Genomic DNA, 13,604 nt, shown 5'->3' with positions numbered 1-13,604 from the left:
GTGCGATCACCCTCCGACGGCTGCGGCGCGCCCGCGCGCCGGGAGCGTCCAAACGGGATGGAACGGGCAGCCGAGGATGTGATCCAGGTCACACGGGAGAGTGAAATAACCGGGGAGGTGATCCCCGTTTGAACTTGAGTCCCGCTAGAACCGGGGACCGGCTCCCCGCTTGGAGCCGCCGCAATTCTTGAAGCATTCCGCAATTTCTTTGAAGCAGCCGTACGAGTCCCAGTGCCAGGGAGGCCCCGGAATGAAGCGCCCCGCCACGATCGCCGCGGAGGCGGAGGAGGCCAAGGTGCCGCGTCCGCGCGCCGACGCCGTCCGCAACCGGGAGCGCATCCTGGGTGCGGCGCGCGAGGTGTTCGTGGAGTTCGGCGCCACCGCCCCCCTCGACGAGATCGCCCGCCGGGCCGGCATCGGCAATGCCACGCTCTACCGGCACTTCCCCGACCGGGCCGCCCTCGTCCACCACGTCGTGCTGTTCGTGATGGACCGGGTCACCACCCACGCGCGGGACGCGCTGCGGGAGGAGCCGGACGCCTTCGCCGCGCTGTGCCGGTTCGCGCACGCGGCGGCGGACGAGCGGATCGGCGCCCTGTGTCCCATGCTCGAAGGCCGCTTCGACCACGACCACCCCGAACTGGACGCCGTACGTGCCGAGTTGGACGAGGCCACCGTGGAGCTGCTGGCCGCGGGCCAGACCTCGGGGCTGATCCGCACGGACATCGGCGCCGGTGACCTGGTGATCGCCATGGCCCAGCTCGCGCGGCCCCTGCCGGGCACCGGTTGCTTCGAGGTGGACCCCTTCGTCCACCGCCATCTCCAGCTGCTCCTCGACGGGTTGAGGGCTCCGGCCCGCTCCGAGCTGCCCGGCTCCCCGGCCACCCTGGAGGACCTGAGGCGGAAAACCATGTGACGGCCCGGGTCGGCCCGGGCCGGCCCGGGCCGCGCCCGATGAGCGTCGCAGAAGCCTTTTAGCATCCTTTTCAGTCATTTCGCACCATGGAGTGGGTACCCCCATGTCAAAAACAGCCGCGAATCCGCCGCTGACGCTGACTTCCGCTGATCCCAGTCGCTGGAAGGCCCTCGTCTTCATAGCCCTGGCCCAGCTGATGGTCGTCCTCGACGCCACCATCGTGAACATCGCCCTGCCCTCCGCCCAGACCGACCTCGGCATCTCCGACGGCAACCGGCAGTGGGTCATCACCGCGTACGCGCTGGCCTTCGGCGGACTGCTCCTCTTCGGCGGCCGCATCGCCGACAAGTGGGGCCGCAAGAACGCCTTCGTCACCGGTCTGGCCGGCTTCGCCCTGGCCTCCGCGCTGGGCGGCGCCGCCACCAGCGAGGCGATGATGCTGGGCGCCCGCGCCCTCCAGGGCGCCTTCGGGGCCCTGCTCGCGCCGGCCGCGCTGTCGCTGCTGGCCGTCATGTTCACCGACGCCAAGGAGCGGGCCAAGGCCTTCGGCATCTACGGTGCGATCGCCGGTGGCGGTGGCGCCGTGGGCCTGATCCTCGGCGGCTTCCTCACCGAGTACCTGAACTGGCGCTGGACCTTCTTCGTCAACATCCCGTTCGCGATCGTCGCGGCCGCGGGTGCCTGGCTGGTCATCCGCGAGCCGGCCGGCGGCCGCAACCGCGCCCCGCTCGACATCCCCGGCGTGGTCCTCTCCACGCTCGGCCTGGTCGCGCTGGTCTACGGCTTCACCCGCGCCGAGTCCGCCGGCTGGTCGGACGCCGTGACCGTGGGCATGTTCGTCGCTTCGGTGGCGCTGCTGGCGGCCTTCGTGTTCGTCGAGTCCAAGGTCAAGTCCCCGCTGCTGCCGCTGCGCGTCCTGCTGGAGCGCAACCGCGGCGGTGTCTACCTCTCGCTCGGCCTGGCCGTCATCTCGATGTTCGGGCTGTTCCTCTTCCTCACCTACTACCTCCAGGTCGTGAAGGGCTTCTCGCCCGTCAAGACCGGCTTCGCCTTCCTCCCGATGATCGCGGGCATGATCACGGGCTCCACCCAGATCGGCGCCCGCCTGATGACGCGGGTCGCGCCGCGCCTGCTGATGGGCCCGGGCTTCATGCTCGCCGCCACCGGCATGCTGCTGCTGACCCAGCTCGAGGTCGGGTCCTCGTACCCCGCGCTGATCCTGCCGGCGCAGCTGCTGCTGGGCCTCGGCATGGGTACGGCCTTCATGCCGGCCATGTCCCTGGCCACCCACGGGGTGAACCCGGCCGACGCCGGTGTCGCCTCCGCGATGGTCAACACCTCGCAGCAGGTCGGCGGCGCCATCGGCACCGCGCTGCTGAACACGATCGCCGCCTCGGCGACCACCGCGTACCTCACCGACCACGCGGCCGCTGCCGCCGCGGGCGGTCCGGCCGCCAAGCTGATCCAGGCCCAGGCCATGGTCGAGGGCTACGCCTCCGCCATCTGGTGGGCGGTCGGCATCCTGGTCGCCAGCTCGGTCATCGCGCTGACGCTGATCACCACGGGCCGTCCGGGCGCCGGCAGTCCGGTCGCCTCCGGCGACGGTGAGGGCGCGGAGGCCGAGTTCAGGGTTCCGGTGGTCGCCCACTGACCCGGCCGACCGGGCGGGCTCCGGGTACCGGGAATGACTGATGACCCCGCGTCGTTCAAATTTGAACGACGCGGGGTTAGTCTTTTGGTACGCCGGCCCCGCACCCACGATTGGAGCGCCCCGTGACGACCGAAACCACCGAGACGGCCGATCGGCTCCGCACCGGGACCCGCATGCCGGCCCTCTACCTCAGCCACGGCGCCCCGCCCCTGGCCGACGACCCGGTCTGGCCGGGCGAACTGGCCGCCTGGTCCGCCGCCCTGCCCCGCCCCCGGGCGATCCTGATGGTCTCCGCCCACTGGGAAGAAGCCCCGCTCGCCCTCGGCGCCACCGAGCGGGTCCCGCTGGTCTACGACTTCTGGGGCTTCCCCGAGCACTACTACCGGGTGCGGTACGACGCCCCGGGCGCCCCGGGGCTGGCCGCCTCGGTGCGGGCCCTCCTGAAGGCCCCGGGCACCCCCGTCCAGGACATCCCCGACCGGGGCCTGGACCACGGCGCGTACGTCCCGCTCGTGGAGATGTTCCCCGGGGCCGACATACCGGTCCTGCAGATCTCCATGCCGACGCTGGACCCGCGCCGCCTGATGGACATCGGCCGCAGGCTGGCCCCGCTGCGCGACGAGGGCGTACTGATCGTGGGCAGCGGTTTCTTCACGCACAACCTGGCCGCGCTGCGCCACACCGGACCGGGCGTCCCGTCCTGGTCCGCCGAATTCGACGCGTGGGGCCACGAGGCACTGGCGTCCGGCGACCTGGACTCCCTGCTCGACTTCGAGGCCAAATCCCCGTCGGGCCGCCTGGCCCACCCCCGCACGGAACACTTCGCCCCGCTGTTCGTGACCCTGGGCGCGGCGGAGGCCTCCGGCGACCTCTCCGCCCGCCGCGACACGGTGGACGGCTTCTGGATGGGCCTCTCGAAGCGCTCCTTCCAGTTCGGCTAGTGCCGGGGCCGGGTCACCACCTCGGCCGGCCGGGTGATCCGGGTCCCGCAGGCAACCAACGGCCGATGGGGGCCGTCTTCAGGGCGGGAGCGCAGCCACGAGCGGTGCTGTTCCGGGGTGACGGCGACCGTGTCGAAGGTGACGGCGGTCTCACGGACGTCTTGGCCGCAGGCGTCCGAGATGGCCTCCAGGCCGGCCTCCATTCCGGGTCTGACCTGCACGTCTCCCGGGTCTGACAGCATTCTGCCTCCCCTGGGGGCCGGGCAGGATACTGCAAGATCTCGAAAAAGAGGGAGCACTGTGGGAATTCTGTCCCGATTCCAGTCGTTGTTTCCTTCGGAAGCGGGCACTCGGGAGAGTGTCCGGGGACGCGTCGGCCGAGCAGGAGGCGTGTCCGGCAGCCGCACCGCGACCGAACTCATCGCAAGGGAGCACGCATGGCAACCCGCGCCGTCGCCCGTCGTCAGTCCTCGAGCAGTGCCCGCGCCGTGGGCGGGGAGATCGCAGACCGCGACCTGGTCGGGATGTACCTGGACGAGATCGCGCGCACCCCGCTGCTCGACGCCGCCAAGGAAGTGGAGCTCTCGCAGATCATCGAGGCGGGCGTGTACGCCCAGCAGATCCTCGACGGGGCGATAGAGCGCAAGGGGAAGACGCCCGCGCGCGAGGAGCTGGAGGCGCTGGCCGCCGAGGGCGAGCGGGCCAAGGAGGTCTTCATCCGCTCCAACCTCCGCCTGGTCGTCGCCGTCGCCCGCCGCTACCCGCGCAGCGGTCTGCCCCTCCTCGACCTCATCCAGGAGGGCAATGCCGGCCTGGTCCGCGCGGTCGAGAAGTTCGACTACGCCAAGGGCTTCAAGTTCTCCACGTACGCCACGTGGTGGATCCGCCAGGCCATCACCCGCTCCATCGCCGACCAGTCCCGCACCATCCGCCTCCCCGTCCACCTGGTGGAGGAGCTCGGCCGGATCCGCCGGATCCAGCGCGAGTTCAACCGGGAGAACGGCCGGGACCCGGAGCACGCCGAGATCGCCGCCGAGCTGGACTCGACGGAGAAGCGCGTGGGCGACGTACTGGACTGGGCGCGCGACCCGGTCAGCCTGAACATGGCCGTGGACGACGAGGGCGAGACGCAGTTCGGCGACCTGCTGGAGGACACCTCGGCGATCTCCCCGGAGCAGTCCGTGCTCTCGCTGCTGCGCAGCGAGGAGCTGGAGGACCTCCTGGGCAAGCTGGACCAGCGCACTGCGTCGATCATCAAGATGCGGTACGGGATCGAGGACGGCCGCGAGCGGACGCTGACGGAGGTCGGCAAGCAGCACGGCCTGACCCGTGAGCGCATCCGCCAGATCGAGAAGCACGCGCTGCTGGAGCTGAAGAAGATGGCGCGCGACACGGGTTTCGACGCCGTGGCCTGACGCGGCCTGCCCCCCCCAGAACGAGCCCCGGCACCTATCCCCCCCAGGTGCCGGGGCTCCCCCTTGCCGGAAAAAGCGGCAGCAGCCAGATCCAGCCCCGCCGGCGTTCGAGGCGCGGGGTCCGGGGCGGAGCCCCGGTCACGGCGCCGCGGCCGACGTGAGGCGCGCGGCCAGCGCACGAGCGGCGGCCGTCAGGAAGTCCGGCCCGTGCACGGTGAACGGCAGTCCCGTCAGGGCCAGCCGCGCCGCGAGCCACTCCGGCGCCTCGCCGCTGTCGAAGCGGGCCCGCGCGCCGCCCCCGGGCTCGGCCACCGCCTCCTCGCGCAGCCACCCCGGCAGCTCCGCCAGGGCCGCCGCGAAGGAGACGTCCACCGGGTACCGGTCGCCGCCCCGCAGCCCCCGCCGTACGAACGTCACCGCGTCCACCGGCAGCTCCCGCGCCACGAACCGGGCCCCCGTCGCGAAGGCGTCCGCCACCCGGTCCACCCGGAACGTCCGCCAGTCCTCGCGCTCCAGGTCGTACGCGACGAGGTACCACCGGCTCCCCGCGCTCACCAGCCGGTACGGCTCCACCAGCCGTCGCGACTCCACCCCGTCCCGCGCCCGGTAGGCGAACCGCAGCCGCTCCGGCCCCGCCACCGCCGAGGCCATGACCGTCAGCGTCCGCGGGTCCACGCTCGGCCCGTCCCCGCGGGTCAGCGCGACCGTGGCCGACTGCAGCGCGCCCACCCGGTGCCGCAGCCGCCCCGGCAGGACCTGTTCCAGCTTCGCGAGGGCCCGTACGGAGGCCTCCTCGACCCCCTCGATCGCGTGCCCGGCGCCCGCCCGCAGGCCCACCGCGATGGCCACCGCCTCCTCGTCGTCCAGCAGCAGCGGCGGCATCGCGGCCCCGGCCACCAGCCGGTAGCCGCCCTCGGCGCCCAGCGTGGCCTCCACCGGGTACCCGAGGTCTCGTAGCCGGTCGATGTCGCGCCGGATCGTGCGGGCGCTCACCCGCAGCCGCTCCGCCAGTTCGCTGCCGGGCCACTCGCGCGGGGTCTGGAGGAGGGACAGCAGGGAGAGCAGCCGGGCCGGGGTATCCGTCATGTCATCAAGGCTGCCAGCCAAATAGGACACGGACTGACCTATATGGCGTCTAGGTTTCTCTCCATGAGCACCGAGACACCCCAGACATCGCCCGAAAGAGAGAACGGGCCCGTGCAAGAAGAGCGGAACGACACAGCCACCCCAACCGCCGACCGCCGCCGTTGGCTGGCGCTCGCCATCGTGATGACCGCGGCCTTCATGGACCTGGTCGACGTCACGATCGTCAACATCGCGATACCCCGCATGCGCGAGGACCTCGGGGCCTCCACCAGCGCCATTCAGTGGATCACCGCCGGCTACGCGCTCGCGTTCGCCGCCGGCCTGATCACGGGCGGCCGTCTCGGTGACATCTACGGCCGCAAGCGCCTGTTCCTCATCGGCATCTCCGGCTTCACCGTCGCCTCGCTGCTCTGCGGCATCGCGCCCGACCCGGACGTGCTCGTCGCCTCCCGGATCCTGCAGGGCGGCATGGCGGCCATGATGGTCCCGCAGGTGCTGGCGATCATCCACGTCACCTTCCCGCCGCACGAGCGCGGCAAGGTCTTCGGCATGTTCGGCGCGATCGTGGGTCTCGGCGCCGTCTCGGGCCCGATGCTCGGCGCGCTGCTGACCGAGTGGAACATCCTCGGTCTCGAATGGCGCCCGATCTTCCTGATCAACCTGCCCGTCGGCATCGCCGGCGTGCTTCTGGGCCGCAAGTTCATCAGCGAGTCCAAGGCACCCAAGGCCCTGCGCCTCGACCTGGTCGGCGTCGTGCTCGCCACGCTGGGCCTGGTCATGCTGATCTTCCCGCTCACCCACGGCCGGGAGAACGACTGGCCGCTGTGGGGCTTCCTGTGCATGGGCGCGGTGCCGTTCGTCTTCGCGGGCTTCATCGCCTACGAGAAGTACAAGATCAAGAAGGACGGCTCCCCGCTGGTCGAGCTCTCCCTCTTCAAGGTCAAGAGCTTCGCGGGCGGTGTCGCCGTCCAGCTGACCTTCGGCATCGCGACCGGCATCTTCTTCCTGGTGTGGACGCTCTACATGCAGATGGGCCTCGGCTGGAGCGCCCTGAAGTCCGGCGCGACGGGCATCCCCTTCTCCCTGGCCGTCTCGGCGGCCGCGGGCATCTCGGTCCAAAAGCTCGTACCGCGCTTCGGTCGCAAGGTGCTGCAGGGCGGCGCCCTGGTCATGGCCGCGGGCCTGCTCCTCTACATCTGGGAGTCCGAGCACTACGGCACGGAGATCACCTCCTGGCAGATGGCGGCCCCGCTGGTCCTGATGGGCCTCGGCATGGGGCTGATCATCGCGCCGCTGACCGACACCGTGCTGTCCGAGGTGCCGCGCGAGCACGCCGGATCGGCCTCCGGCCTGATCAACACCACCGGCCAGATGGGCAACGCGCTGGGCCTCGCCCTGACCTCCGTCGTCTACTTCGGGATGATCGACAAGGACGTGCTCTTCGGGCCGCCGTACGTGGAGGCCTTCCGCACCGCGCTGTGGTGGGTCGTGGCCGTACTGGTCGTGATCTTCGCGGTGATGTTCGTGCTGCCGCGCAAGGCGATCCCGATGGACCAGCGCGAGGGCGGCACGGCGCACGCGCCGGAGCCGGTGGCGGAGAAGGTCCCGGTCGGGTAGCTCCTGCACAGGTGGCCCTGACGGCCTGACGGGCATGTCCGCTTCTGTTGGCGGGCATGCCCGTTTGCTTTGTTTTTGCTCCGGGTGGGCGTACGGTGGGAGAGAATCCACAAAGTCGGGCATCGAACGGACTTAAACCCACATGTACGCACCGGAGCGCCAGCAAGAGATCCTCCGCCTCGCCCACGAGGCGGGCCGGGTCGACGTACTCTCCCTCGCCGACCGCTTCCAGGTCACCTCCGAGACCGTACGCCGCGACCTCAAGGCCCTCGACCGCGCCGGGCTCGTCCGCCGGGTGCACGGCGGCGCCATCCCGGCCGGCCGCCTCGGCTTCGAGCCCGACCTCACCGAGCGCGAGGCCACCGCCGCCGACGAGAAGGACCGCATCGCGGCCGCCGCCCTGGCGGAGCTCCCCGAGGGCGGCAGCGTCATCCTCGACGCGGGCAGCACCGTCGCCCGCCTCGCGGCGGCCATCCCCCTGGAATCCGCGCTCACGGTGGTCACCCACGCGCTGCCCGTCGCCGCCCGGCTCGCCGACCACACCGCCGTCGACCTCCACCTCGTCGGCGGCCGGGTCCGCCACCGCACCCGCGCCGCGGTCGACGCGTGGGCGCTGCGCGCGTACGCCGAGGTCCGCGCCGACGTGCTCTTCCTCGCGACGAACGGCTTCTCGGCGCAGGGCGGCCTCACCACCCCCGACCTCGCGGAGGCGGCCGTCAAGCGGGCCGCGATGGAAGCCGCCCGCCGGGTCGTCCTCCTCGCCGACTCCGCCAAGGCCGGACAGGAGCACTTCGCCCGCTTCGGCACCTTCGCGGGCGTCGACCTCCTGATCACCGACTCCGGTCTCGACCCCGACGACAAGGCGGCGATCGAGGCCGCCGGTACGGAAGTTGCGCTCGTATGATCCTCACCGTCACCCCCAACCCCTCCCTCGACCGGACCTACGAGGTCCCCTCCCTGGACCGCGGCGCGGTGCTGCGCGCCACCGGTGACCGGGTCGACCCCGGCGGCAAGGGCGTCAACGTCTCCCGCGCGGTGGCCGCCGCGGGCATGCGGACGACGGCGGTCCTGCCGCTCGGCGGCGCCCCGGGCGCGCTGATCGCCGAACTGCTGGACGCACAGGGCGTGGACGTCACCGCCGTCTCGATCGCGGGCCAGACCCGCTCGAACATCTCCGTGGTCGAACCGGACGGCACCCTCACCAAGATCAACGCACCGGGACCCGAACTGACCCCGGCGGAATCGGCGCTCCTCCTCGAAACCGTACGTACCTGCTCCGGCCCGGCCACCTGGATCGCCTGCTGCGGCAGCCTCCCGCGCGGCCTGCGCCCCGAGTGGTACGCCGACCTCGTGACCCGCGCCCACGAAGCGGGCGCCCGGATCGCCCTGGACACCTCGGGCCCGGCGCTGCTCGCGGCGCTCCCCGCCCGCCCGGACGTGATCAAGCCGAACGCCTCGGAGCTCGCCGCAGCGGTGGGCCGCCCGCTGCCCACCCTGGCCGACGTGGTCAAGGCGGCGGAGGAACTGCGCTCGCTGGGCGCGGGCGCGGTGCTGGCCAGCCTCGGCGCGGACGGCCAGCTCCTGGTCTGTGCCGAGGGCACCTTCCACGGCACCGCGCCGGTCTCCCGCGTCCGCAGCGACGTCGGTGCGGGCGACGCCTCCCTGGCCGGCTTCCTGATCGCCGGAGGCAGCGGCCCCCGGGCCCTCGCCTCCGCCCTGGCCCACGGCGCGGCCGCGGTCCAACTCCCCGGCAGCGCCATGCCGACCCCCTCGGACCTGCGCCCCGACGCGGTCCACATCACCCAGGACCTGCCCCTGGACCTCCCTCTGTCCGAAATGAGCGACGAGCGATGAGCCAGATGATCACCTCTGAACTGGTCGACCTCGACCTTTCCGCCGAGTCCAAGGAGGGAGCGGCACGTGCCCTCGCCGAACGGATGGTCTCCCTGGGCCGGGTCACCGACCTGGACGGCTTCCTGGCGGACGTGGCGGCGCGCGAGGCCCAGATGCCGACCGGCCTCGAAGGCGGGATAGGCATCCCGCACTGCCGCTCCGCGCACGTCAGCGCCCCGACCCTGGCCTTCGGCCGCTCGGCCGCGGGCGTGGACTTCGGCGCCCCGGACGGCCCGGCCGACCTGATCTTCCTCATCGCGGCCCCGGCCGGCGCCGACGACGCGCACCTCTCGATCCTCTCCTCCCTGGCCCGCCGCCTGATGCGGCCGGCGTTCGTGGCAGCCCTGCGCGGGGCCGCCTCTGCCGAGGAGGCCGCAGCCCTGGTCGCAGGCGGCGAACCGGGCTCTGCGCGGGGGTCCGGGGGTGGAGCCCCCGGGCGCTTCAGCGTCGTGGCCGTCACGTCCTGTCCCACCGGGATCGCGCACACGTACATGGCCGCCGAGGCACTCCAACGGGCCGCCGCGGAGGCCGGGATCGAGATCGCCGTCGAGACCCAGGGCTCCGCCGGCTTCACCAAGCTCACCCCGCAGGCCATCGCGGCGGCCGACGCCGTCGTCTTCGCCCACGACGTCCCGGTACGGGACAGGGCCCGCTTCGCCGGGAAGCCCACCGTCGACGTCGCCGTCAAGGCCGGCATCAACCGCCCCGCCGAACTCCTCGCCGAGGCCCGTGACAAGGCCGCCCGCGGCGAGGTGGAGAGCCACGCACCCACCCCCGTCGAGCAGGCCGGGGAACCCCAGGACGGCTACGGGGCGCGGCTGCGCACCTGGCTCATGTCGGGCGTCAGGTACTTGCGTCAAGACACTTGGAGAAAGTGCAGGTCAGAGCCTCTATGGATGAAATCTTGGAACGGTGGTCGGCAGAGCAAGCGACCAAAGCCCCCCGTATCCCCCTTGAAGACCTCCGTGACCTGGCGGAGAGTCTGGGGATCGAACTCCCAGAGTGACGTCGCCTCCCAGCACACGGCCCCGGTTCCGCCGCCTAGAACCGGGGCTCTGCCATGTTCAGGGTCCGCTGGCTTCAGCGAGCAACGGGACCCTGACCGGCCCGCTAGTCGTTGATGCGCTTGCGGATGCTCGGAACCATCGGAAGGGCATCGATCGCATCCGGAGCGAACCACTGTGCCCTTCGTCTCGGCCGGCGGCGACGTCGTGGCGCTCCGCATCGAGGTTTGGGCCGCCGCACACGCAGAAGCTGCCCCCCGCCTGGGCGAGGAGCAGCTAGAGGTACTGCGACAGCTCTTTCAGTGAGATGCGCGGAACACCGGCTCCAAGAGTTCGGGATTGAACTGCCCGCTACGGGCCCGCCCCTTCGGGATCGGATGGATGATCACGGCCTGCAGAACGGTCGTTGCGGCCTTCCGCTTCTGCCGCATGTCGAAACCGGCCCACTTCTCGTCACTGAATCCGGCGAGGAAGTTGCGCGCGGCCTGCTCCGTGTAGAAGGCGTTCCGGTCCTCCTGGGACTCGGCGACCTGGCGGTCGTTGTCGTCCTTGAACTCCAGGTACTCGGCGAGATCGAACACGCCTGACTTGTAGTTCTCCTTGATCTCCGCCCTCTTGGCCAGGAGTGCAGCCAACGTCACTTCGCCGTACCACTTCTTCTCGTCGGGCTGCATGGCCGCGAACTGGGCCTTGAGCACCTTCACGACGAGGGCTTCTATGGCCCTGTCCGTGTAGTCGGCGCGTCGGCTGACCTTGTTGCAGCGCGGCTCACCGCACCGGTACCGGTCCTGCTTGTTCGATCCGCTCGGACCGTTGCCCTTCATCTTGGCCAGGCACATGTTCCCCGCCTCATCCACGTGCCCGCACCGCGCGATGTTGGTCAGGAAGGACCGGCGGGTGTCCTCGGCGATGTCTCGGAAGTTCTTCTTGCCCTCACGCAGGACCTTGTCCCGGAAGCGGCTCGAAGCCGTTTCCCCATGCGGGTTGAACCAGACAGGGCACCTCTTCACGAGCAGGAGCCATTCCTCGGGCGTGCACACGGTCTCCCACTTGCCGACGACGGGTTCACCGCTCTTGGGGTCGGTCACCAACTCGCCGTGGATCATCCGGTAGCCGCACAGAGCGGGGTTCGTCAACATGTACTGAACCGGCGTGGTCGCCCACCGGTTGCCCCGAAGCGTCAGATAGCCGCTGTCGTCCAGGAACGTGACGACGGTCGCCCAGTGCTTTCCGGCGAGGGCCAATTCGATGGCGTCGCGCAGAACCCTCGACTCCTTGGCGTCGAGCTTCTCGTTGACCTTCCGGCCGGTGCGGACATCGGCGCCGAGCCATCCGAAGCGGCGTGGGCCTGTCGGGTTGCCCTCCAATGCAAGGTCCCGGACGTTGCGCTTCACGCGGCGCTTGACCCGGACCACCTCACGCTCGCCCATTGCTGATGTGAGGAGTCCCCGCAGCATCTCGGCGTCGCTGTGCACGTCCAGCACGGTCTTTGTGTCGGCGACGGCGTACAGCCCGTTCTTGTCCACGGTGAGGGCCCGGTGCAGCTTCAGGTAGTCCTCGGGGAGACGCACCACACGCTCTTCCTCGACGACGAAGAGCCCTTGGATCGGGTACCCCTCCTCGACGCGGCGGGCCCGAAGGTCCCGGACAAGGCGCAGGAAGGCCGGCCGTTCGATGTCCGGATCAGCCGCGGTGATGTGGTTGTCCGTGTACCGGTAGACGATGGCGCACCCGTGCTGCTCGGCGAACTCGTCGTTGTTGCGGTGCTGGCGGGCGACACCTGCGGCGTCCCGCTTGTCGTTGGTGATGCGAGCGTACGAGCAGCAGGGTTTGCGGCCGTTCAACCACTCCTCGAAGGACAGGCCCTCCGAAAGGGCCTGATGTAGGTCGGGATGTATGAGCCACTTGGATGACGCTTTCACCGCTGCTAACCTCTCGCGACAAGGGCAAGTGTCTGAGCGATAATAGTGCGTCAGCTACATGGTCCCGTTCGTCGCCGCCGGCGGACTGCTCATCGCCCTCGCCTTCGCCATCGGCGGGTACGAGATCAACAACGCGCCCTCCGTGGCCGACCACTTCGTCTGGACGGAGGCCGCCAGCTGGGCCGCTCTCCTCTTCCAGACCGGCGGTCTCGCCTTCGGCTTCCTCGTGCCCGTCCTCGCGGGCTACATCGCGTACGGCATGGCCGACCGGCCCGGCCTCGTACCGGGATTCGTCGGCGGCGCCGTGGCCCTGACCATCAACGCCGGTTTCCTCGGCGGTCTGATCGCCGGTCTCATCGCGGGAGCCACCGTCCTCGCGGTGCAGAAGCTGAACGTCCCCGCGGCGCTCCGCGGGATCATGCCCGTGGTCGTGCTGCCGCTGATCGGGTCGGCCGTCACCGCGTTCCTGATGTTCCTGGTCGTCGGCAAGCCCGTCGCCTCGCTCCAGCAGGCCCTCAGCGACTGGCTGTCCGGCCTCTCCGGGGCCAACGCGATCGTCCTCGGCGTCATCCTCGGCCTGATGATGTGCTTCGACCTCGGCGGTCCGCTCAACAAGGTCGCGTACGCCTTCGCGATCGGCGGCCTCGCCACCCCCAACGAGGGCAGCCTGAAGGTCATGGCCGCCGTGATGGCCGCCGGCATGGTGCCGCCGCTGGCGATGGCGCTGGCCACCACCCTGCGCGGCCGGCTCTTCTCCCGCACCGAGCGGGAGAACGGCAAGGCGGCCTGGTTCCTCGGCGCCTCCTTCATCAGCGAGGGCGCCATTCCCTTCGCCGCGGCCGACCCGCTCCGGGTCATCCCGGCCTGCATGGTCGGCGGCGCGGTCACCGGCGCCCTCTCGATGGCCTTCGAGTGCACCCTGCGGGCCCCGCACGGCGGCATCTTCGTGATCCCGCTGATCGGCAACCCGTTCCTCTACCTGCTCGCCATCGCCGCCGGTACGGTCACCGCCGCGGGCCTGGTGATCCTCCTCAAGGGCCTGCGCAAGGCCGAGCAGAGCCCGGCCCGGGCGGCCGAGCCCGCCGAACAGCAGCAGGTCGGCGCCGCGGCCTGAGCCGGCGGCGCCGTCAGCGGACCCGCGCGCGGAGCTCCATCGCTC

The 13,604-nt window shown here is 70.9% G+C and carries 10 protein-coding genes and 2 pseudogenes; 9 read left to right on the top strand and 3 right to left on the bottom strand.

All coding sequences use genetic code 11. From position 1 onward, the window contains the following. Positions 1–250 precede the first annotated feature (250 nt). From ACFWB8_RS29325 to ACFWB8_RS29315, 3 genes are all read left to right on the top strand, one after another. Positions 251–916: a TetR/AcrR family transcriptional regulator gene (locus ACFWB8_RS29325; protein WP_385233579.1), complete on the top strand. Its 666-nt coding sequence runs from the start codon at positions 251–253 to the stop codon at positions 914–916. 103 nt (positions 917–1,019) lie between these two features. Beyond that, on the top strand, positions 1,020–2,567 hold the full coding sequence (locus tag ACFWB8_RS29320) for an MFS transporter (RefSeq protein ID WP_385233576.1): 1,548 nt from the start codon (positions 1,020–1,022) through the stop codon (positions 2,565–2,567). A gap of 173 nt (positions 2,568–2,740) precedes the next feature. Continuing rightward, positions 2,741–3,508: a dioxygenase gene (locus tag ACFWB8_RS29315; RefSeq protein ID WP_385233632.1), complete on the top strand. Its 768-nt coding sequence runs from the start codon at positions 2,741–2,743 to the stop codon at positions 3,506–3,508. Here the strand turns inward: ACFWB8_RS29315 and ACFWB8_RS29310 are convergent. After that, the gene (locus ACFWB8_RS29310; protein ID WP_385233573.1) at positions 3,505–3,750 is read right to left on the bottom strand and encodes a hypothetical protein; all 246 of its coding nucleotides are present in this window, start codon (positions 3,748–3,750) and stop codon (positions 3,505–3,507) included. The genes ACFWB8_RS29315 and ACFWB8_RS29310 overlap by 4 nt on opposite strands. A gap of 195 nt (positions 3,751–3,945) precedes the next feature. Between ACFWB8_RS29310 and ACFWB8_RS29305 the strand changes: the two genes are divergently transcribed. Next, a complete protein-coding gene (locus tag ACFWB8_RS29305; protein ID WP_385233570.1) occupies positions 3,946–4,923 on the top strand; it encodes a sigma-70 family RNA polymerase sigma factor in 978 nt (325 codons plus the stop codon). Between the two features lie 138 nt (positions 4,924–5,061). Here the strand turns inward: ACFWB8_RS29305 and ACFWB8_RS29300 are convergent, their stop codons facing one another. After that, entirely contained in the window at positions 5,062–6,009 is a 948-nt protein-coding gene (locus ACFWB8_RS29300) for a helix-turn-helix transcriptional regulator (RefSeq protein WP_385233567.1), read from the bottom strand. A gap of 63 nt (positions 6,010–6,072) precedes the next feature. Between ACFWB8_RS29300 and ACFWB8_RS29295 the strand changes: the two genes are divergently transcribed. From ACFWB8_RS29295 to ACFWB8_RS29280, 4 genes and pseudogenes are all read left to right on the top strand, one after another. Beyond that, positions 6,073–7,626, top strand: coding sequence for an MFS transporter (locus ACFWB8_RS29295; protein ID WP_385233565.1), 1,554 nt, complete (start codon positions 6,073–6,075; stop codon positions 7,624–7,626). A gap of 142 nt (positions 7,627–7,768) precedes the next feature. Beyond that, positions 7,769–8,530 (top strand): DeoR/GlpR family DNA-binding transcription regulator, encoded by a 762-nt coding sequence (locus ACFWB8_RS29290; protein ID WP_385233562.1) that lies wholly within the window; start codon positions 7,769–7,771, stop codon positions 8,528–8,530. Then, positions 8,527–9,480 (top strand): 1-phosphofructokinase, encoded by a 954-nt coding sequence (gene pfkB, locus ACFWB8_RS29285; RefSeq protein WP_385233559.1) that lies wholly within the window; start codon positions 8,527–8,529, stop codon positions 9,478–9,480. Before ACFWB8_RS29290 ends, pfkB begins: the two co-directional genes overlap by 4 nt. Beyond that, positions 9,477–10,373: pseudogene (locus ACFWB8_RS29280) on the top strand (fructose PTS transporter subunit IIA); the annotation flags it as partial. The gene pfkB and the pseudogene ACFWB8_RS29280, both read left to right, overlap by 4 nt. A 449-nt stretch (positions 10,374–10,822) precedes the next feature. Here the strand turns inward: ACFWB8_RS29280 and ACFWB8_RS29275 are convergent. Continuing rightward, positions 10,823–12,445: a recombinase family protein gene (locus ACFWB8_RS29275; RefSeq protein ID WP_385233556.1), complete on the bottom strand. Its 1,623-nt coding sequence runs from the start codon at positions 12,443–12,445 to the stop codon at positions 10,823–10,825. A gap of 49 nt (positions 12,446–12,494) precedes the next feature. Here ACFWB8_RS29275 and ACFWB8_RS29270 point away from each other — a divergent pair. Beyond that, positions 12,495–13,559: pseudogene (locus ACFWB8_RS29270) on the top strand (PTS fructose transporter subunit IIC); the annotation flags it as partial. Between the last annotated feature and the right edge of the window lie 45 nt (positions 13,560–13,604).

Source organism: Streptomyces sp. NPDC060031, from assembly GCF_042736805.1.
Classification (GTDB): Bacteria; Actinomycetota; Actinomycetes; order Streptomycetales; family Streptomycetaceae; genus Streptomyces.
The sequence above is the reverse complement of the archived record's forward strand: the minus strand, read 5'-3'. Positions and strand labels throughout refer to the sequence as shown.